The sequence below is a fragment of the Blastomonas sp. genome (assembly GCF_046294995.1).
GTDB lineage: Bacteria > Pseudomonadota > Alphaproteobacteria > Sphingomonadales > Sphingomonadaceae > Blastomonas.
The window spans coordinates 164774-183433 of the sequence record NZ_JBKBOG010000004.1; the positions used below are offsets into that span (position 1 = coordinate 164774).

Annotated in this window: 20 protein-coding genes; 11 read left to right on the forward strand and 9 right to left on the reverse strand. The window is 62.9% G+C overall.

What is annotated here, in order from left to right; all coding sequences use genetic code 11:
- The first annotated feature begins 190 nt into the window (after window positions 1-190).
- From carA to ACK4R0_RS07840, 3 genes are all read left to right on the forward strand, one after another.
- The gene (gene carA, locus ACK4R0_RS07830) at window positions 191-1447 is read left to right on the forward strand and encodes a glutamine-hydrolyzing carbamoyl-phosphate synthase small subunit (protein ID WP_409672712.1); all 1257 of its coding nucleotides are present in this window, start codon (window positions 191-193) and stop codon (window positions 1445-1447) included.
- On the forward strand, window positions 1444-2037 hold the full coding sequence (locus ACK4R0_RS07835) for a hypothetical protein (RefSeq protein WP_409672715.1): 594 nt from the start codon (window positions 1444-1446) through the stop codon (window positions 2035-2037). The genes carA and ACK4R0_RS07835 overlap by 4 nt, the downstream gene beginning before the upstream one ends.
- Window positions 2038-2123: 86 nt before the next feature.
- Window positions 2124-2495 (forward strand): ribonuclease E inhibitor RraB, encoded by a 372-nt coding sequence (locus tag ACK4R0_RS07840; RefSeq protein WP_409672718.1) that lies wholly within the window; start codon window positions 2124-2126, stop codon window positions 2493-2495.
- A 57-nt stretch (window positions 2496-2552) separates the two neighbouring features.
- On the opposite strand, the gene ACK4R0_RS07845 is transcribed toward ACK4R0_RS07840, so the two are convergent.
- Together ACK4R0_RS07845 and ACK4R0_RS07850 are read right to left on the reverse strand one after the other, a co-directional pair.
- Window positions 2553-2966, reverse strand: a complete 414-nt coding sequence (locus tag ACK4R0_RS07845) for a PIN domain-containing protein (RefSeq protein WP_409672721.1) — start codon at window positions 2964-2966, stop codon at window positions 2553-2555.
- Entirely contained in the window at window positions 2963-3223 is a 261-nt protein-coding gene (locus ACK4R0_RS07850; RefSeq protein WP_409672724.1) for a FitA-like ribbon-helix-helix domain-containing protein, read from the reverse strand. Before ACK4R0_RS07850 ends, ACK4R0_RS07845 begins: the two co-directional genes overlap by 4 nt.
- Window positions 3224-3280: 57 nt before the next feature.
- Here ACK4R0_RS07850 and carB point away from each other — a divergent pair, with 57 nt between their 5' ends.
- The 3 genes from carB (at window position 3281) to ACK4R0_RS07865 (ending at window position 7899) form a co-directional block, all read left to right on the forward strand.
- Window positions 3281-6634: a carbamoyl-phosphate synthase large subunit gene (carB, locus tag ACK4R0_RS07855; RefSeq protein ID WP_409672727.1), complete on the forward strand. Its 3354-nt coding sequence runs from the start codon at window positions 3281-3283 to the stop codon at window positions 6632-6634.
- A gap of 107 nt (window positions 6635-6741) precedes the next feature.
- Window positions 6742-7218 carry a transcription elongation factor GreA gene (gene greA / locus ACK4R0_RS07860; RefSeq protein ID WP_409672730.1) on the forward strand — a complete coding sequence of 159 codons (477 nt, stop codon included), beginning with the start codon at window positions 6742-6744 and terminating at the stop codon, window positions 7216-7218.
- 3 nt (window positions 7219-7221) lie between these two features.
- The gene (locus ACK4R0_RS07865) at window positions 7222-7899 is read left to right on the forward strand and encodes a rhomboid family intramembrane serine protease (RefSeq protein ID WP_409672733.1); all 678 of its coding nucleotides are present in this window, start codon (window positions 7222-7224) and stop codon (window positions 7897-7899) included.
- A 16-nt stretch (window positions 7900-7915) separates the two neighbouring features.
- On the opposite strand, the gene ACK4R0_RS07870 is transcribed toward ACK4R0_RS07865, so the two are convergent.
- From ACK4R0_RS07870 to ACK4R0_RS07885, 4 genes are all read right to left on the reverse strand, one after another.
- Complete coding sequence (locus ACK4R0_RS07870) at window positions 7916-8140, reverse strand: DUF4170 domain-containing protein (protein WP_409672736.1); 225 nt, start codon at window positions 8138-8140, stop codon at window positions 7916-7918.
- Between the two features lie 167 nt (window positions 8141-8307).
- Window positions 8308-8691, reverse strand: a complete 384-nt coding sequence (locus ACK4R0_RS07875; protein ID WP_409672738.1) for a hypothetical protein — start codon at window positions 8689-8691, stop codon at window positions 8308-8310.
- Window positions 8688-9155, reverse strand: coding sequence for a phage holin family protein (locus ACK4R0_RS07880; protein ID WP_409672741.1), 468 nt, complete (start codon window positions 9153-9155; stop codon window positions 8688-8690). Before ACK4R0_RS07880 ends, ACK4R0_RS07875 begins: the two co-directional genes overlap by 4 nt.
- A gap of 29 nt (window positions 9156-9184) precedes the next feature.
- Window positions 9185-9799, reverse strand: coding sequence for a hypothetical protein (locus tag ACK4R0_RS07885; protein WP_409672744.1), 615 nt, complete (start codon window positions 9797-9799; stop codon window positions 9185-9187).
- Between the two features lie 253 nt (window positions 9800-10052).
- Between ACK4R0_RS07885 and eno the strand changes: the two genes are divergently transcribed.
- The 4 genes from eno to ACK4R0_RS07905 all read left to right on the forward strand — a co-directional run bounded on the left by eno (window position 10053) and on the right by ACK4R0_RS07905 (window position 14380).
- Complete coding sequence (gene eno / locus ACK4R0_RS07890; protein ID WP_409672747.1) at window positions 10053-11327, forward strand: phosphopyruvate hydratase; 1275 nt, start codon at window positions 10053-10055, stop codon at window positions 11325-11327.
- A gap of 101 nt (window positions 11328-11428) precedes the next feature.
- A complete protein-coding gene (locus ACK4R0_RS07895; RefSeq protein ID WP_409672750.1) occupies window positions 11429-11722 on the forward strand; it encodes an FtsB family cell division protein in 294 nt (97 codons plus the stop codon).
- A gap of 247 nt (window positions 11723-11969) precedes the next feature.
- Complete coding sequence (gene pdhA, locus ACK4R0_RS07900) at window positions 11970-12992, forward strand: pyruvate dehydrogenase (acetyl-transferring) E1 component subunit alpha (RefSeq protein WP_409672823.1); 1023 nt, start codon at window positions 11970-11972, stop codon at window positions 12990-12992.
- A complete protein-coding gene (locus ACK4R0_RS07905) occupies window positions 12992-14380 on the forward strand; it encodes a pyruvate dehydrogenase complex E1 component subunit beta (RefSeq protein WP_409672753.1) in 1389 nt (462 codons plus the stop codon). The genes pdhA and ACK4R0_RS07905 overlap by 1 nt, the downstream gene beginning before the upstream one ends.
- Before the next feature lie 31 nt (window positions 14381-14411).
- Here ACK4R0_RS07905 and ACK4R0_RS07910 read toward each other — a convergent pair whose 3' ends face one another.
- The 3 genes from ACK4R0_RS07910 to ACK4R0_RS07920 are packed head-to-tail and all read right to left on the reverse strand — an operon-like array spanning window position 14412 to window position 17796.
- The gene (locus ACK4R0_RS07910) at window positions 14412-15278 is read right to left on the reverse strand and encodes a TadE/TadG family type IV pilus assembly protein (RefSeq protein WP_409672756.1); all 867 of its coding nucleotides are present in this window, start codon (window positions 15276-15278) and stop codon (window positions 14412-14414) included.
- Complete coding sequence (locus tag ACK4R0_RS07915) at window positions 15275-15871, reverse strand: TadE/TadG family type IV pilus assembly protein (RefSeq protein ID WP_409672759.1); 597 nt, start codon at window positions 15869-15871, stop codon at window positions 15275-15277. Before ACK4R0_RS07915 ends, ACK4R0_RS07910 begins: the two co-directional genes overlap by 4 nt.
- A complete protein-coding gene (locus ACK4R0_RS07920) occupies window positions 15871-17796 on the reverse strand; it encodes a pilus assembly protein (RefSeq protein WP_409672763.1) in 1926 nt (641 codons plus the stop codon). The genes ACK4R0_RS07915 and ACK4R0_RS07920 overlap by 1 nt, the downstream gene beginning before the upstream one ends.
- Before the next feature lie 124 nt (window positions 17797-17920).
- Here ACK4R0_RS07920 and ACK4R0_RS07925 point away from each other — a divergent pair, with 124 nt between their 5' ends.
- Complete coding sequence (locus tag ACK4R0_RS07925; protein ID WP_409672766.1) at window positions 17921-18628, forward strand: squalene/phytoene synthase family protein; 708 nt, start codon at window positions 17921-17923, stop codon at window positions 18626-18628.
- Window positions 18629-18660: the final 32 nt, after the last annotated feature.

Sequence of the window (18660 nt, forward strand, 5' to 3'; positions counted from 1 at the left end):
ACCTAGCGGGAATAAAATGTTTTTCATAGATTGACCGTGCAAGCCCGCTAAGCCTAGTGACCCGCCAATTTGGCCGCTTTTAGGCAGGGGGCGAGAACGGGATCCTGGCAATGCTTTGACCCCGCCCGAACCTGCAATAGTCTGCGGCCCGGCCCATTTGCGACTCAACGCAACACAAGGAAAACGATCCATGGCGCACGCCACCACCTCCGCTCAGCCCCAAGGCGCGACCGGGTTGCTGCTTCTGGCCGATGGCACGGCGATCTGGGGCAGGGGCTTTGGTGCGTCGGGCGCCAAAGCGGGCGAGGTCTGCTTCAACACGTCGATCACCGGCTATCAGGAAATCCTGACCGACCCGAGCTATGCCGGGCAGATCATCACCTTCACCTTCCCGCACATCGGCAATGTCGGCGCGAACCCCGAGGATATCGAAGCCGACGTCCCCCAGGCGCTGGGTTGCATCGTGCGCGAGGATGTCACCAACCCGAGCAGCTTTCGCTCCGCCCAGCATTTCAGCGAGTGGCTCGCCGCCAACGGCCAGATCGGCATCTCCGGCGTCGATACTCGCGCGCTCACCCGCCGCATCCGCGAGGCCGGCGCCCCCAACGCGGTGATCGCGCATGCCCCCGATGGCGTGTTCGACATGGACGCGCTGCTCGCGCAGGCCAGGAACTGGGCCGGGCTCGAGGGCATGGACCTGGCGCGCGAGGTCACCGGTGCGGATACGCGCGAATGGCAGGGTGGCGTGTGGACCTTGGGGCAGGGGTACGATGCCCCAACCCCGTCTGTCCCGAGCGAAGTCGAGGGACGTGGTGAAACGGTTGCGGAAGGTCCCTCGACTGCGCTCGGGATAGGCGGGAGTGGGGAGCAAAACGCCTCTGCGCGGCCCCACGTCGTCGCGATCGACTACGGCGCCAAGCACAACATCTTCCGCTCGCTGGTCAAGGCCGGTGCGCGCGTGACCATCGTGCCCGCGCAGACCCCAATCGAGGCGATCAACGCGCTCCAGCCCGATGGCGTGTTCCTCTCCAATGGCCCGGGTGACCCTGCAGCCACCGGCGTCTATGCAGTCCCGGTGATCAAGGACCTGCTCGACCGCGACGTGCCGATCTTCGGCATCTGCCTGGGCCACCAGTTGCTCGGCCTGGCCGCAGGCGCGCGCACGATCAAGATGCACCAGGGCCATCGCGGCGCCAACCATCCGGTCAAGCGGCTCGAAACCGGCGTGGTCGAGATCACCAGCATGAACCACGGCTTTGCGGTCGATGCGGCGACCTTGCCCGCCAATGTCGTGGAAACCCACGTGTCATTGTTCGACGGCACCAACTGCGGCATCGCCTTCACCGACAAGAATGCGTTCGGCGTGCAGTATCACCCCGAGGCGTCGCCCGGCCCGCAGGACAGTTTCTATCTGTTCGAGAAATTTGTGAGTGGGTTGACGACGTGACATCCGCTGATCGGCCATTATCTGCATTTGACGTCCAGATACTTCTGGCACTGCGAGATGTTGCCGCAAGCTATCCTAAGTCCAGTTTAGAATGGTCTAGTCTACAAGACGAAGGATGGGTCACAAGTGCGCAGGTACGAGAAGAGCTGGGGTCAAAAAGTCTGGAAACGCGTCAAGCGCTGAAGCACTTAGCTGTAGAGGGAACGCTAAGCGAGATGTTCGACCGAGGCATCCAGATGTTTCGCTTGTCGGGAAAAGGTGAGCGAGCATTAGCAGCAATGCAAAGCATGGACCGCGATTTGAACTCTAGCGCTGGGAACGTTGAAAGCCGAACCTGGACAGGTACGATAAGTCCTATTCAGGCCTATCAAGTGCTGCAGGTGGTTAGTGAATTTGAAGATGTTGCTGAGTCCATAACAGATAATATGAATCGCGCTCAAATCATGGGCTTAATTTCTGCTATCAAGATACTAATAGAGCTTCCTGAGCCGCCTCGGGAGGGCATAATACAGCTAATTAGAGATCCGGCTTTCGCAAATATCGTCCAGATCGGTACGTTTCTTGCAGCCGTTATCGCTGCAATAAATTAAATGACATTACTGGGTGTATATCTAAATTTTTTAAAATCGTGATAGTATTGTTAAAGCTATCAAATTGAAGTTAGCAGGTAAATAGCATGAGCATGAAACTCCCCAAGGTCGATCCTGTTCGCATGGAGCAGGAGTGGGCAGCCGATCAGGACGTGCTGCGCAATCTGGCCGCCAATGGTGACCGGGCGCAGGTCAAGCGGCAGGTCGATGTGAGCTTTCGCGGGTCTGAGGAGAACCTGCGGCGCCTTTCGGAAGCCGCGAGCACCTTCGGGCTGGTCGAACTCGACCGCGAGGAGGATGCCGAGGGCGGCGAGCCGTATCTGTTCTTCGAGCGGTTCCAGGCGGTCGATGCGCAGTCGATCAAGGACCTGACCCGCATCTGCCTGCAGATCGAGATGATGTTCGATGTCGAATATGACGGCTGGGGCTGCGAGGCCCAGTCGGGCACGGTGCATTGATGGCGCAGACGACTGCCTTTCATTGCCGTGGTTTGGGTGTCTCGTCGTTTATGGCGATCACGCCGTCCACGGATCGATCAACAGAACACCGGTCCACTCAAAATCACGAATGTTTCTCGTGGCAACTGGACAGTCATGCGCTAGCGCTTGCGCGGCGAGTTGCAGATCGAGGAGCTTCGTCTCCTGCTTTTCCAGCTTTCGCTGCGCGATCAACCTGCCGAACACATGGGCGGCAGCGGAATCGAATGGCAGCGTCCGCTCGGCATACAAAATCTCAAGGTCCGCAAGCCAAGCTTCAAGTGCATCGCGCTTGTGCGATGCACTTGGATTTTCAAGTCCGGCGCGTATCTCTGCAATTACAATTACCGACAGCCAGGTGTCGGCCATTCGCTCCGTCATCCAGTGCACGATATCGCGATTGCCATCCGGCTTTCGCAGAACGCTCCAGACATTGGTATCGAGCAGGATCACAGGTCAGGAAACTCGAAATCCTCTGCTTCGCGCTCGGGAATAACCAACTCGACACCGTCCGCCATCTTGACCAGGTGTTCGATGGCCTCTTTGGGGGACAAAGAGCGAAGCCAAGCCGCGCGATCGTTTGGGGGCAAATAGGTTCGTTCCAGCAAAGCACGCAACTCTGCCTCCATCGATCGACCGTTCCGTGCAGCTTCAAGACGGACTGCAGATTTGATCGAGTCATCGATACTGCGGATCGTCAAACTGCCCATAGCAGTACTCCAATGATTGCAATGCAATCAATGTATTCAATGAAAGCATAATTCACAATGCCCAAACGCACTGACATTTCGTCGATCCTGATCATCGGCGCCGGACCCATCGTCATCGGCCAGGCATGCGAGTTCGATTATTCGGGCACGCAGGCGTGCAAGGCGCTGAAGGAAGAGGGCTACCGGATCGTCCTGGTCAACTCCAACCCGGCCACGATCATGACCGATCCCGAAATGGCCGATGCGACCTATGTCGAGCCGATCACGCCCGAGATCGTCGCCAAGATCATCGCCAAGGAACGCGCCGAGCGGCCCGATGACAAGCTTGTCGTGCTGCCGACGATGGGCGGGCAGACCGCGCTCAACACCGCGCTGGCGCTCGATGCCGATGGCACGCTGGCGAAGTATGACGTCGAACTGATCGGTGCGAAAGCCGAGGCGATCGACAAGGCCGAGGACCGGCAGAAGTTCCGCGAGGCGATGGACAAGATCGGGCTGGAATCGGCGCGGTCAGGGATTGCCCACACCGTCGAGGAAGCGCTCGCGGTGCTCGAGCGCACCGGCCTGCCCTCGATCATCCGGCCCAGCTTCACCATGGGCGGCACCGGCGGCGGCATCGCCTACAACCGCGACGAGTTCGTCCAGATCGTCACCGGCGGGCTCGATGCCTCGCCGACCACCGAGGTGCTGATAGAGGAATCTCTGCTCGGCTGGAAAGAGTACGAGATGGAGGTTGTCCGCGACAAAAACGACAACGCCATCATCATCTGCTCGATCGAGAACGTCGATCCGATGGGTGTCCACACCGGCGACAGCATCACCGTGGCGCCTGCGCTGACGCTCACCGACAAGGAATATCAGATCATGCGCTCGGCCAGCATTGCGGTGCTGCGCGAGATCGGCGTCGAGACGGGCGGGTCGAACGTCCAGTTCGCGGTCAATCCCAAGGACGGCCGGCTGATCGTCATCGAGATGAACCCGCGCGTGTCGCGCTCGTCGGCGCTGGCATCGAAGGCGACGGGCTTCCCGATCGCCAAGGTCGCGGCCAAGCTGGCGGTGGGCTACACGCTCGACGAGATCACCAACGACATCACCGGCGCGACGCCCGCCAGCTTCGAGCCGACGATCGACTATGTCGTCACCAAGATCCCCCGGTTCGCGTTCGAGAAGTTCAAGGGCGCAAGCCCCTTGCTCGGCACCGCGATGAAATCGGTGGGCGAGGTGATGGCGATCGGCCGCAACTTCCAGGAATCGGTGCAGAAGGCATTGCGCGGGCTGGAGACGGGCCTTTCCGGCTTCAACTTCGTCGATCATCTGGTCGGCGCGCCACACGACGATATCATCGCCGAGCTCAGCCAGGCGACCCCCGACCGGCTGCTGGTCGCGGCGCAGGCGTTGCGCGAAGGCATGACCGTCGAGCAGGTCCATGCGGTCGCCAAATACGATCCGTGGTTCCTGGAGCAGATCAAGCAGATCGTCGATGCCGAAGCAGAGGTGCTGGCCGATGGCCTGCCGCGCGATGCCGTCGGTATGCGGCGGCTCAAGTCGATGGGCTTTTCCGACAAGCGCCTCGCCTATCTGGCGCTGAAGTCTGCGCATCTGCGGCCGGGCATGGGCTATGCGCTCCAGCGCGGATCGGGAATGGTGCGCGATGCCGTGGTGGCGATGACCGGCGGCGTCACCGAGGACGAGGTGCGCGCGCTGCGCCACAAGCTCGGCGTGCGTCCGGTTTTCAAGCGGATCGATACCTGCGCGGCCGAGTTCGAGGCGAAGACGCCGTATATGTATTCGACCTATGAAGCGCCGACGTTTGGCGAACCCGAATGCGAGAGCCAGCCGACCGGCCGGCGCAAGATCGTGATCCTGGGCGGCGGGCCCAACCGCATCGGCCAGGGTATCGAGTTCGATTACTGCTGCTGCCACGCGTGCTTCGCGCTGGGCGATGCTGGCTTCGAGACGATCATGATCAACTGCAACCCGGAAACGGTGAGTACCGATTACGATACCTCGGACCGGCTGTATTTCGAGCCGCTGACCGCCGAGGACGTGCTCGAGATCCTCGATGTCGAACGCTCCAACGGCGAATTGGTCGGCGTGATCGTCCAGTTCGGCGGGCAGACCCCGCTCAAGCTGGCACAGGCGCTCGAGGATGCCGGCATCCCGATCCTGGGCACCTCGCCCGATGCGATCGACCTGGCCGAGGACCGCGAGCGCTTCGCCAAGCTCGTCGACAAGCTCGGGCTCAAGCAGCCGATGAACGGCATCGCGCGCAGCCGCGAAGAGGCGATCGCGGTCGCTGCCCGCATCGGCTATCCGGTGCTGATCCGACCGTCCTATGTGCTGGGCGGACGCGCGATGGAGATCGTCGACGGCCAGGCGCAGCTCGAATCGTATATCGCCACCGCAGTGCAGGTGTCGGGTGACAGTCCGGTGCTGATCGACCAGTATCTGCGCGATGCGATCGAGGTCGATGTCGATGCGATCTGCGATGGGCAGCAAGTCGCGATCGCAGGGATCATGCAGCATATCGAGGAGGCTGGGGTCCATTCGGGCGACAGCGCCTGCTCGCTCCCGCCCTACAGCCTCTCGGATGACCTGATCGCCGAGATGGAGCGCCAGACCCGCGCTTTGGCCGAGGGCCTCAAGGTTCGCGGGCTGATGAACATCCAGTTCGCGGTCAAGGAAGGCCAGGTCTATCTGATCGAGGTCAACCCACGCGCCAGCCGCACCGTGCCGTTCGTCGCCAAGGCGATCGGCCAGCCGGTGGCCAAGTACGCCGCACGCGTCATGGCGGGCGAGATGCTGGCCGATCTGCCGGTGATCGACCGCAACATCGCCCATATGGCGGTCAAGGAGGCGGTGTTCCCCTGGGCACGCTTTGCCGGTGTCGATCCGGTGCTGAGCCCCGAGATGAAGTCGACCGGCGAGGTGATGGGGATCGACAAGGACTTCGCCACCGCGTTTGCCAAGGCGCAGATCGGTGCAGGCCTGACGCTGCCGACCAAGGGCACGGTGTTCATCTCGGTCAAGGAAAACGACAAGCCGGTGATCCTCGAAGCCGCGCGCGGGCTGATCGCGCTGGGCATGGACATCGTCGCTACCGGGGGCACGGCGCGCTATCTTGGCGATAACGGGGTAGCTGTGACCGAGGTCAACAAGGTGGCACAAGGGCGGCCGCATATCGTCGATCGGATCAAGGACAATGAAATCGCGCTGATCTTCAACACCACCGAGGGCTGGCAGAGCCTCAAGGACTCGCAATCGATCCGTGCCAGCGCGCTCGCCGGCAAGATCCCGTATTTCACCACGGCGGCGGCAAGCGTCGCTGCGGTGCGGGCAATGGCGTCGCTGGCCAAGAGCAGCCTTGAAGTAAAGCCGCTTCAGGCTTATTATATACGGCCTGACGCTTGAGCCCCCCGACAAGTCGTTGATCTGTTACGGTCCTGCTTCAGGGCCGCAACAGGTCGTTTGTTTCGGGCGATGGAACAGGTTCAGCCAGATAAGAAGGGATATGCCGAATGGCAACCGTCGATAAGCTGCCGATGCTGGCAGAAGGATACGAGAAGCTCTCGCGCGAGCTGAAACTGCTCAAGGAAGAGCGCCCGCTGATCGTCGAGGCGATCGAGGAAGCGCGCGCGCATGGCGATCTTTCCGAGAACGCCGAGTACCACGCGGCCAAGGAGCGCCAGGGCCAGGTCGAGGCGACGATCGGCGATCTGGAAGGCAAGTTGAGCCGCGCGCAGATCATCGATCCGACGACGCTTTCGGGCAACAAGGTCGTGTTCGGCGCGACCGTGACGCTGCTCGACGAAGACGACAAGCCGGTCAAGTACCAGATCGTCGGCGAAGCCGAGGCCGATGCGCGCAAGGGCAAGATCAGCTATTCCAGCCCGCTGGGCCGTGCGCTGATCGGACGCCTGCTCGACGACGAAGTCGAGGTCAGCGTGCCTTCGGGCGACAAGTTCTACGTCGTGTCGAAGATCGAGTTCATCTAAAACATGCCCAATCTGCCGCGCGGCGTGGCGACCAACGCGCTGGTGATCGCCAATGTGCTGGTCTGGCTGGTCGGCTTCGTGACGGGCTGGACCGAGCGCTTTCAGGTCGAAGGCGGCTTCTGGTCGGCACGTCTGTCAGACGCGCTGCACGGCCACGCCAGCGCGCTGCCTGCCGATTATCCATGGGCGGTGCCGGTATGGCTGACCCCGGTCACCTCGGCGTTTCTCCATGCCGGGTTGTTTCACCTCGCGATGAACATGCTCGTGCTGGTGGTTGTCGGGCGGATGCTCGAAGCGGCGCTGGGTACGGAACGTTTTATCCTGCTCTACGCCGCCGGGATCATCGGTGCAGCCGCAGTGCATTATGCGATCGACCCCATGGCGACCGTCCCGGTGGTCGGCGCAAGCGGGGCGATTTCCGCGCTGCTCGCCGCCTATTTCCTGCTGTTCTCACGCCGCAAGCCGCAAGCCTTCGGTCCCGTGCCGGGGCTCGTGGTGCACATCGTGTGGCTGGCGGCCGCATGGACCGGGATCAACCTGCTCAGCCAGCTGGCCTTTGCCGGAACCGCGCTGGGCATCGCCATCTGGGCGCATATTGGCGGGTTTATCGCCGGGCTGGTGCTGGCAGTGCCGCTGGCGCAAAGCCACCGCCCGCGCCGCCCGCGTCACGACCTGCCGTAAGCCGTTTTGGCCTTAATCAGGCCTGATCCTGGGTTTCGGGATCGAGCAGACGGTGCAGATGCACGATCACATAACGCATTTCGGCATCATCGACGGTCCGCTGGGCATTGCTCCGCCACGCTTCTTCGGCGCTGGCATAATCGGGATAGACGCCGACAAGGTCCATCTTGTCGAGTTCGCAATAATCCAGGGTACGCGGATCGCTGACGCGTCCGCCCATGACGAGATGAAGTTTGCTCATTGAAGTGTGCGTCCCATGACCGATGACCGAAATGCCAAACGGCATCCTCTCCCCGCCGGGGTCGTTGCGACCGCCGTGCGTTGAGCGCCCCATAGTGGCAATCGAAACGATTTTCCAGCCCTGTTGCCCGTGCCGGCCGACCAAAGTCAGGTCAGGGCAGGCTGCTTTCAGTTCTTGAAGCGTCGGCGTAGCGACGTCATCGCCTTCTCGGCAGAGGCGCGGGCGTGCTCTGCAAGCGGCGCACCTTTTTCCACAATCGGTTTGCGTGCCAGGAATATTCCGCCGATCAATCCGGCGATGGCCAGCTTGCCGCGATGCGCCCAGGCCGCTGCCCCTGCCTCATCTGCAGCGCCGCCGATCTTGTCCGCCGTGGTCTGGACCACCTCGTCGCGCAGGTTGACCGGATTGAACCGTTCCTTGGCCCGGGCCAGGGCCTTTTCCCACTGGCTGCGTGCGGCAAGGCGCCGCGCCGAGACTTCTGCGAGGCTGGGCTCGGGCACTTCGACGACAGCATCGTCAGCGGCTTCGGGGCCGTGCAGGGGATCGCTCACGCAGTGCCTCCCGCCGCAGCCAGCGAAGCATCGGCTTCGGGCTCGCTTGCGAACAATGCGCTGATCTTGCTGACGCGACCTGCAGCCAGCCACAGGCATAGGCCAGCGAGCACCAGTGCGCCGACGACGGTCGCCGCCATCGCGCCCCAGGCGCCAAGCACCGGGATCAACGCGATCATCGTCCCGACGACAAGCGCGATCAGGGCGCAGCCGATCAGGATCAGGCCGACAACCGCAAGCAGCGCCATCGTGCGCACCTGACGGCCTGCCGCGGCAATCCTCGCCTTTTGGAAGCCGATTTCGGCATCGATCATCTCGCGGCCGTCGGCATAAAGGCCGCGCAGCTGGTCGATCATGCCGGGCTTGGGCTCGGCCTGGTCACCGGGCGCCGCACCGACGGCAGGATCAGGCCCCACAAAAGGATCTTCGCCTGCGATCGGCGCGGGGTTTGGTACTTGGGTCATGTTTGCATTTCAGACAGTCAGTGTGCCGTTCAGCGCTTCTTGCCGAACACCGAGCCGAAGATCCTGGTGAGCACAAGCCCTGCAACAGCCGCGATCCCCAGCGCCGCAGCGGGTTTGGTGCGCACGAACTCGCGGGTTTCTTCGGCAATCTCGTCAACCGGCTTCGCGCGCAGCCGCTCGGCAGCGTCGCTGACCGATTGCGCTGCGGTGCGGGCATAGTCGCCATATTTGGGGCCGACATTGTCGTCGATGGCACCGGCGCTATCGCTGATGATCCGGGCGAGGCCCAGAACCGCATCACTCGCCTTGTCCTTGACGTCTCCTGCGACATCGCGCGCCTTGTCGGTCACGCTGTCGGGTATCATCGCGCCGACCTTGGCGGCAGCGGCGCCCAGCGCGCTCGGCTCGGCCGGAGTGTCGGCCACGGCAAGGGCAGTGCCGGTGTTGGCGGCAGGATCAGTGGCGGCAGGCGCGCTTGCCACCGTGGAGGCAGCGGCGGTTCCAGCAGCGGGCGATGCAGCGCCGCCGGTGTCCTGCTTGGATGCACTGGTCGTTCCGCCAGCGGACGCAGCTGCCTTCTTGGCACGCGGCTTCTTCGCGGGGGTTGCGGCGTTGCCGTCGATCTGGTTACCATTTTCGGACATATATTCCTCCTCAAGCAATGCAGCAGACGCATAAGACGGTGCCACGGTTCCGCCGACCCACATACTAATCCGGCAGTTCCGCCCGTGTGGCACTATTCTGGCTTGTCCCTGCACATTATCAAGCGATTTCGCTTTTGCGCCACCCTGGCTGGCGGGGAGGTCCGGTCGTTGTCCCGATAGTTGCAAACCCGCGGTCTACGGCCTAGAGGGTGCGCCAATCCCTTTACCTGCCAGACCCGAAAGAGTGCCGCTTATGACCGCGATCATGGACATCAACGCCCGCCAGATTCTCGACAGCCGCGGCAACCCCACGGTCGAGGTCGATGTGTTGCTCGAAGACGGCAGCTTCGGCCGGGCAGGGGTGCCTTCAGGCGCATCGACCGGCGCCTATGAAGCGGTCGAAAAGCGCGACGGCGACATGTCGATGTACATGGGCAAGGGCGTCACCCAGGCGGTCGATATGGTCAACACCGAGATTTTCGAGGCGGTGGTCGGGCTCGATGCCGAAGACCAGCGCGACATCGACATGGTGATGATCGATCTCGACGGTACCGAGAACAAGTCGCGGCTGGGCGCCAACGCCATTCTGGGGGTCAGCCTTGCCGTCGCCAAGGCCGCCGCCGATGCGCGGGGCCTGCCGCTCTACAGCTATGTCGGCGGCGTGTCGGCGCATGTGCTGCCGGTGCCGATGATGAACATCATCAACGGCGGCGAACATGCCGACAACCCGATCGATTTTCAGGAATTCATGATCATGCCGGTTGGCGCGGACAGCCTGGCAGAAGCCGTGCGCTGGGGATCGGAGATCTTCCACACCCTGAAAAAAGGCCTGCACGAAAAGGGACTGGCAACCGCTGTCGGCGATGAGGGCGGATTTGCGCCGAACCTCGCCTCGACCCGCGCCGCGCTCGACTTCATCATGGCATCGGTCGAAAAGGCCGGTTTCAAGCCCGGCGAGAACGTGGTGCTGGCGCTCGATTGCGCCGCGACCGAATTCTTCCGTGACGGCAAATACGAGATCAGCGGCGAAGGCCTTTCGCTCAGCCCCACGCAGATGGCCGATTATCTCGGCAAGCTTTGCGACGAATATCCGATCCGCTCGATCGAGGACGGCATGAGCGAGGACGATTTCGAAGGCTGGCTCGCGGTCACCGAGCTGCTCGGCAATAAGGTTCAGCTGGTCGGCGACGACCTGTTCGTCACCAACCCCGAGCGGCTGGCGATGGGCATCGAAAAGGGCCTGGCCAACAGCCTGCTGGTCAAGGTCAACCAGATCGGCACGCTCACCGAAACGCTGGAAGCCGTCAGCATGGCGCACCGCGCTGGCTATACCGCGGTGATGTCGCACCGTTCGGGCGAAACCGAGGATGCGACCATCGCCGATCTGGCGGTCGCCACCAACTGCGGCCAGATCAAGACCGGCTCGCTCGCGCGGTCGGACCGGCTCGCCAAGTACAATCAGCTGATCCGGATCGAAGAAGAGCTGGGCGCGAGCGCGCATTATGCAGGGTCGGCGATCTTTCGCTGATCTTGACTTCTATTGATCGCATATTCGATCCGCGAGAACGGTTTCGGCTTGTCAGCCCGAATCAATTGTGATTCATAGGGTTAATGCCGTTACGTAAACCCGTGCTCAAGCCAACCAGGCAAGCTATCGCGCCGGGCATCTCGCTCGTCGCGCTGCTTGTCATCGCGGCCTATGCGCTTTTGGGGCCAACGGGCGTGATCGCGTGGGGCGATTATCGCCAGCGGCTGGAAATCCAGAAGGTCGAACTGGCACGGCTGCACGAACAGCGCGATGCGTTGCGCAACCGCGTGCGGCTGCTCGATCCGCGTGCGGTCGATCCCGATCTGGTCAGCGAACTCGTCCGGCGCGACCTCAATGTCGCGCATCCTGACGAGATCATCGTTCCTCTCAAGTAAACAGCGCGCGCCGCCTGCACACGCGTGTCGTGCTGCGGGATTATTGCGCAAAAACCGCCTTGGCCGTTGCGTCATCCGTGCGCTTGCTTCTATACAGCCAGCGGTCGTTTCCTCCCCGCCTCACGGCACCGATCCCTATCGTGAAAGGTTTCCCGTCTTGGTCAAGACACCCGCCACAAAGCCCGCACGCACACCCTCCGCAAAGCCTGACAAGGCCCCGGCATCCGGTGGCGGCGCAAAGCCTGCCATGCTGCCCGAAGAGGGGAGCAATCATCCCCGTCCGCGCGATCCGCAGCGGCACGAGGCGACCGCCGACGAGCTGCTCCATTTCTACAAGGAAATGCTGCTGATCCGCCGCTTTGAAGAGCGCGCCGGGCAGCTGTATGGCCTGGGCCTGATCGGCGGATTCTGCCACCTGTATATCGGCCAGGAAGCCGTGGCGGTCGGGCTGCAATCGGCGCTGACGCCCGGCAAGGACAGCGTCATCACCGGCTATCGCGATCACGGCCATATGCTGGCTTATGGTATCGATCCCAAGGTCATCATGGCAGAGCTTACCGGGCGCGGCGCGGGCATTTCGCGCGGCAAGGGCGGGTCGATGCACATGTTCTCGACCGAGCACAAATTCTACGGCGGCCACGGCATCGTCGGCGCCCAGGTACCGCTCGGCGCGGGCCTGGCTTTCGGGCACAAGTACCGCGACGACGGTGGCGTGTGCATGGCCTATTTCGGCGATGGCGCCGCGAACCAGGGCCAGGTGTACGAAAGCTTCAACATGGCTGCGCTCTGGAAGCTGCCGATCATCTTCGTGATCGAGAACAACGGCTATGCGATGGGCACCAAGGTATCGCGCAGCAGCGCCGAGACCGAATTTTATCGTCGCGGTGACTCGTTCCGCATCCCCGGCATGCAGGTTAACGGCATGGACGTGCTCGAAGTGCGCGGCGCGGCCGAGGCGGCGCTCGAATATGTCCGCGGCGGCAACGGCCCGCTGCTGATGGAATTGAAGACCTATCGCTATCGCGGCCACTCGATGTCCGACCCAGCCAAATACCGCAGCCGTGAGGAAGTCCAGAACATGAAGGACAATTCCGACCCGATCGAGGCGGCGAAGGCCGAACTGCTCAAGCTGGGCGTGGCAGAAGAGGCGCTCAAGACGATCGACAAGGACATCCGCAAGCTGGTGAGCGAGGCGGCGGACTTTGCCGAAACCTCGCCCGAGCCGGATCCGTCCGATTTGTATACCGATGTGCTGGTGGAGCAATATTGATGGCCATCGAACTGAAAATGCCTGCGCTTTCCCCGACCATGGAAGAGGGCACGCTGGCCAAGTGGCTGGTCAAGGAGGGCGACACCGTGTCGTCGGGCGACATCCTGGCGGAAATCGAGACCGACAAGGCGACGATGGAGTTCGAGGCGGTCGACGAGGGCACGATCGCCAAGATCATGATCGCCGAGGGCACCGACAACGTCAAGGTCGGCACGGTCATCGCGATGATGGCAGGCGAAGGCGAAGATGCATCGACGCCTGCACCCGAAGCTGCGCCCGCGCCGTCGCCCGAGCCTGAGGCCAAAGCCGACAAGACAGAAGCCCCTAGCGAAAACGCCAAGATCGTTCCCGAAACGCCCAAGCGCGCTCCGGTGAGCGATCCTGCAATCCCCGAGGGCACCAAGATGGTCTCGACCACGGTCCGCGAGGCGTTGCGCGATGCGATGGCCGAGGAAATGCGCCGCGACGAGCGCGTGTTCGTGATGGGCGAGGAAGTCGCCGAATATCAGGGCGCGTACAAGGTGACGCAGGGCCTGCTCGACGAGTTCGGCCCGCGCCGCGTGATCGACACCCCGATCACCGAATACGGCTTTGCCGGCATCGGTGCGGGCGCCGCGATGGGGGGCTTGCGTCCGGTCATCGAGTTCATGACCTTCAACTTCGCGATGCAGGCGATCGACCACATCATCAACTCGGCGGCCAAGACCAACTATATGTCGGGCGGGCAGATGCGCTGCCCGGTGGTATTCCGCGGTCCCAATGGCGCGGCCAGCCGCGTCGGCGCGCAGCACAGCCAGAACTTCGGTCCGTGGTACGCCAGCGTTCCCGGGCTGATCGTGATCGCGCCGTATGATTCCGCCGATGCCAAGGGACTGCTCAAGGCCGCGATCCGCACCGAGGATCCGGTGGTGTTCCTGGAAAACGAGCTGGTCTATGGCCGCAGCTTCGACGTCCCCGATCTCGATGACCACGTTCTGCCGATCGGCAAGGCGCGGATCATGCGTGCGGGCGCCGATGTGACCATCGTCAGCTATTCGATCGGCGTCGCGGTTGCGCTGGATGCGGCGGAAAAGCTTGCAGGCGAGGGGATCGAGGCCGAAGTCATCGATCTGCGCACGCTGCGTCCGCTCGATACCGCGACCGTGCTCGAAAGCCTCAAGAAGACCAACCGCATGGTGGTGGTCGAAGAGGGCTGGCCGGTCTGCTCGATCGCCAGCGAGATTGCCGCGGTGGTGATGGAGCAGGGCTTCGACGATCTCGATGCGCCGGTGCTGCGCGTGACCAACGAGGACGTGCCGCTGCCTTATGCCGCCAATCTGGAAAAGCTCGCGCTGGTCGACAGTGCCCGGGTGATCAAGGCGGTGAAGAAGGTCTGCTACAAGGGATGATACCGACCGGCCGGGTCAAACGACCCGGCCGTCAGGTGACCTTGGCGCAGATCAGGCCGGCCACGCACAGCCCCTTGCCGGGATTGTTCGGATTGTTGCCGCCGCTGTAGCCGGCATACGCACTCGCATAGGCCGCCTGCGCAGCGGCGATGTCCGCATCCGATGTCTGCGGCAAAATAGCATCGTATTTGTCGCAGGTGGACCGGCGCGCGGCCGAAACGTTGTTGGTCGGCGGCTTGCCGATCTCGCGGCTGTCGCGGACGGTGTAGGCGGCTTCCTGATACAGTTCGCGCTCGCCCATGAACATGCTGCCGAACAACGGGTGATAGGTGTAGTGCAGCTCGACGAACATCACCGCCGTGCCTGCACTGGCCTGGATCTTGTCGCCTGCTGGTCCCATCCCCGCAAAGCCAGTGCCGGTGGCGCCGGTGCCCTGGGCACCGTAATTCGAATCTTCAAGGTCCATGCCCTTGCAACGTTGCCACATGATGGTCTGGCCGCCCTGCGCGTTCACCTCCAGGCTCGACAGGATGGTCCGGCCATCCTGATACAGCCCCGCAGCCCCGGCCTGCAGCGCTGCAGCCTGGAACACGTCGTTGATCTGCTGCTCGGTGATCACCTTGGCGCCCAGGGTCGCGTTGAGCGTGCCGATGCGCGAGGCGTTGTCCGCCATGTTGAGCGCGATCTGGCTCATCTTCATCTGGGTGATCGCAAGGTTGGAGACCTCGACGCCGTAGAAACCCAAACTGATGAAGATCGGCAGCGTAAAGGCGAACTCGATCAGCGCCATCCCCGACCGGTCGCCGCGAAGCTTGCGGGCAAGCCGCGAGCCGCGCGCCAGGATGCCGGGTTTGTGGGGCGTGTCGCCCAGCAAGGGCGGTCTGGGGGCAGCGCTCATGTGCAGATCACTTCCTTGGTTTCAGATGCCTGGTCGCCATAAGGCTGGTTGCGCAGCACCGTAGCCGAGGCGATGGTCGCCTTTCCGCTCATCCCGATGAAATTGTAGAGCGGGAACTTGCGGTCGTAATGCATGCGGACGGTGTACAGCACGACATCGCGGGCGCCGCCGACGCCATCCTTGCCAAGGTCTGCGTCCCAGCTGCCGTTGGCGTTTTCATCGGTGAAGCATTCGCCGGCATCGCGGATGCCGTTGCCGTTCTTGTCCTCGAAATCCTCGGGCAGGCCGACCTTGGCGAAGTCACGATAGTTGCGCCGCTCGTAGGTGAAGTTCGCCCCGTTGCCGAGCGGACCCAGATTTTCCTTCACCTTGGCGTCGAGGTTGTTGACCGAACTGGTGCCGGTTTCCAAAGCGGAATCGCGGCCCGCCTTTTGCACCGCGCCGTCCAGAATGGCGCTGGCATAGACGTTGTAGCCCATGTCGAACACACCCAGCAGCAGCATGATGAAGGTCGGTGCGATCAGCCCGAACTCGGTCGCCGATACCCCGCGCCGATCCTGTGCCGCGCGTTTGATGAAGCCCAAGCCCGCCATCACTTGGTCAGCCTCAGTTCGGAAATCTGCTTGGCGATGTTCTGGAACGCCGTGTTCAGCTGCGAACTGTTGCTGGCGGTGAACGAGCTGCCGCTGCTGGCGCAGGTCTGCAGATCGGCCGTCAACGTCGTGGCAAACGCGATCACCCAAAGCCGGATGCCCTTGCCCTTGATTGCCTCGCAGATCGCCATGTAGCGCTGGCGCTGGCGCTCGAGCTGGCTGGGATTGTTGCTGCCGCCGGTGACGCGCAGATCGAGCCGTTCGATGCCGTACATGCTGGCGACGAAGTCATAGCTGGTCAGATCGCCATCGGTCATGAAGATGACGTGCCGGCCAACCGATCCACCATTGCCTGGCGATGCATTGACGGTCGATGCGAAAATGCCTTGCGGCGATGCAATCCGCGCACCCCACAGCAAGCCGACGTCGTGGTAGGTGCCGCCCACGGCAACCAGCGAATTGACGTAGTTCTGCACATCGGTGCGCGTCATCGTCGCCAGCAGCCGGGCCTTGGTGGGGCAAGCGGTATAGCCGGCGCCGTAGTTCTTCAGGCTCTTGGGGTCGTTGCGGAAGTAATACACGTCTTCCCAATAGGGACGCCATTTGGTCGCGGCATTGGTCGGCGCTGCATCGATGTTGAGGTCGTGGGCGGAGGTGCTGCCGTTCACGGTGATCCCGTTCGAGCCATAGGCGATCGGCGCTCCGGCGATGGTATCGCGTTCCTCGATGCATCCGCTCCAGCGGCTGGTGCTGCCGTCGATTTCGCTCGGAGTCGCAACCGCAGGATTGGCGGTCTTGATCGAACGCACGAAATCGAACGTCGGGTAGGTGCGCTGCAGATATTCCCAGCGAGAGAACGTTGCGCCGGCCTGCCAGACAGCCGTCTCGGTTGTCGTGGTGGTCGTGACTTCCTGGGTGCGGCGGCGCACGCAACTGGACGTACCCGAGCCGGTCCAGGGGCCAGCTGCCCCTCCCCATCGCCACGGCTCATAGGTGGTCTTGGTGGTGGTGTTGCCGCTGGTCTGGGTGGTCGGGTTGCCCGATGGGTTGGGATTGAACTGGGTCCATCCCTGCCAGAAGCTGCTGTTGTTGCCAAAGCTCGTGCAGTTGCTGGCGCTGACGTTGTAAGACAGCGTCTGGGTATCGGTGGTCGTCTGCGTGCTGGTGGACGTGATGTTCCACAGCGGGCGGCGCGACTGGTAGTTCCAGCTGTCGCCCGCAGTACCGCCGTTGAGCCAGGACGGGTTGGTGTCGTACAGCAGTTCGCCGACATTGACGTTGGTCGAATAGGGCACGAAGGCATAACGCACGCGGGCGTTGCTGCCCGTCGCCGCATTCGCCAGGGTGTCATAGAAGCTCATCACCGAATTGCGCAGCGACGCGATGCGGGTGGTGGTGCCGCCGGTGCCGTTGGAGATGTTCTCCAGCATCGAACCGGTGACGTCGAGCACGAAGGTGACGTCCGAATTGCTGAGGTTCAGTTCGGCTTCGCAGACGACGTCGATCGCGATCGTCTCCTTGCCGAACATGCTCATGATCGCGGTGGGCATCACCGTCGATGCGCTGCCCAGCACCTTGCTGGTGCCCGCGGGGTTGGAGGTGTTGAAGACGACGTTGGTCGTCTCGTTGTACCCTTCCTTGAAATTGATGTCGAAGAAGTCGCGCGCCTGGGCCTTGGCAGCGTCGGTGTAGCTGCTCTGCTGCATCGCGCGGCGCCCGGCGAGAACACCGGCGTCGCAAGCCTGCTGGATCCGCGATTTCACCATATAGGCGCGGCTCATGTCCACCGCGCCGCCGATCATCGCTGCCATCGGCAGGATGCTCGCCGCGACGATCGGCAGCACGTTGCCGGCCCGGGATGCCAGCAGCCGGTTGAGCAGCGGACGCCGGTCGGCGCCCGGTTTCGCTGCGTTGCCGGTTTTCATGCCGTCATGGCGATGCGGTCTGTCGGTGGTGCGGATCGTCATGGTGTGGTACTTGCCCCTGTCACGTAGGGTGCCTTCTACGCGCGCAATGGTAAGCAGCGCTCAAAGGAGCATGGTTACCGCGATGTTTACCTTGATCCGCCGCGGATTTTCGTGGATCGACCCGGTGATGCAAGCCCCTGACACCCCCGTTTCGCCCTTGGTGACGCTCGCCAGCAGCTATGGCGATGCGCAAATGCGGTCATGGTGTCATGCGCTGTTCGCGTTTGATGCCCAGATCGCCGGGATCGTCCTGCAGGCCCGCGAACCCATGCTGGCGCAGATCCGTTTGCAGTGGTGGCATGACGTCATCGGCAAGCCCGTTGCCGAGCGCCCGTCTGCCAATCCGGTGCTGGCGGGCTTGCTGCCGATCGAAGTGCAGGGTCTTGATCTGGCGTCTGCGCTGGGTCCGGTGATCCGCGGCTGGGAAGCAGCGCTGGAGCCCGATGATGCTGATGCGGTGGCGCAATTCGCGCAGGGGCGTGGCGCACTGATCCGCGCTTTCCACCCGCTGGCGCCTTCGGTCGCCGGCACCGATCTCGCCCGGATCGGGGAGGCATGGGCGTTGTGGGACATGGTGCGCTTTCACCGGCGCACCGCTGCACTCGATGCGGCGGTGCGGGCGGTGGACGTCGCTGCTCTGGCGCGCGTGAAACTGCCGCGCAAGCTGCGCCCGCTGTCGATCATGGCGCGCGCTGTGCGCCTTGACATTGCACAAGGGCGGATGGATCGTGCTTGGGGCAGTCCGGGCGTGTTCGCGGCGCTGGTCTGGCACGGCCTGACCGGGCGCTGATCTGCCCGAGGGCCGAGGCGATAGGGGGGCAG

What these genes read in the sequence shown, in the direction of transcription:
- pdhA (WP_409672823.1), top strand. Translation starts at nt 11,970, where the DNA reads ATGCTGCCCGAAGAGGGGAGCAATCATCCCCGTCCGCGCGATCCGCAG.
- ACK4R0_RS07865 (WP_409672733.1), top strand. Translation starts at nt 7,222, where the DNA reads ATGCCCAATCTGCCGCGCGGCGTGGCGACCAACGCGCTGGTGATCGCC.
- ACK4R0_RS07870 (WP_409672736.1), bottom strand. Translation starts at nt 8,140, where the DNA reads ATGAGCAAACTTCATCTCGTCATGGGCGGACGCGTCAGCGATCCGCGT.
- ACK4R0_RS07920 (WP_409672763.1), bottom strand. Translation starts at nt 17,796, where the DNA reads ATGAAAACCGGCAACGCAGCGAAACCGGGCGCCGACCGGCGTCCGCTG.
- ACK4R0_RS07915 (WP_409672759.1), bottom strand. Translation starts at nt 15,871, where the DNA reads ATGGCGGGCTTGGGCTTCATCAAACGCGCGGCACAGGATCGGCGCGGG.
- eno (WP_409672747.1), top strand. Translation starts at nt 10,053, where the DNA reads ATGACCGCGATCATGGACATCAACGCCCGCCAGATTCTCGACAGCCGC.
- ACK4R0_RS07910 (WP_409672756.1), bottom strand. Translation starts at nt 15,278, where the DNA reads ATGAGCGCTGCCCCCAGACCGCCCTTGCTGGGCGACACGCCCCACAAA.
- carA (WP_409672712.1), top strand. Translation starts at nt 191, where the DNA reads ATGGCGCACGCCACCACCTCCGCTCAGCCCCAAGGCGCGACCGGGTTG.
- ACK4R0_RS07885 (WP_409672744.1), bottom strand. Translation starts at nt 9,799, where the DNA reads ATGTCCGAAAATGGTAACCAGATCGACGGCAACGCCGCAACCCCCGCG.
- greA (WP_409672730.1), top strand. Translation starts at nt 6,742, where the DNA reads ATGGCAACCGTCGATAAGCTGCCGATGCTGGCAGAAGGATACGAGAAG.
- ACK4R0_RS07840 (WP_409672718.1), top strand. Translation starts at nt 2,124, where the DNA reads ATGAGCATGAAACTCCCCAAGGTCGATCCTGTTCGCATGGAGCAGGAG.
- ACK4R0_RS07925 (WP_409672766.1), top strand. Translation starts at nt 17,921, where the DNA reads ATGTTTACCTTGATCCGCCGCGGATTTTCGTGGATCGACCCGGTGATG.
- ACK4R0_RS07850 (WP_409672724.1), bottom strand. Translation starts at nt 3,223, where the DNA reads ATGGGCAGTTTGACGATCCGCAGTATCGATGACTCGATCAAATCTGCA.
- carB (WP_409672727.1), top strand. Translation starts at nt 3,281, where the DNA reads ATGCCCAAACGCACTGACATTTCGTCGATCCTGATCATCGGCGCCGGA.
- ACK4R0_RS07905 (WP_409672753.1), top strand. Translation starts at nt 12,992, where the DNA reads ATGGCCATCGAACTGAAAATGCCTGCGCTTTCCCCGACCATGGAAGAG.
- ACK4R0_RS07880 (WP_409672741.1), bottom strand. Translation starts at nt 9,155, where the DNA reads ATGACCCAAGTACCAAACCCCGCGCCGATCGCAGGCGAAGATCCTTTT.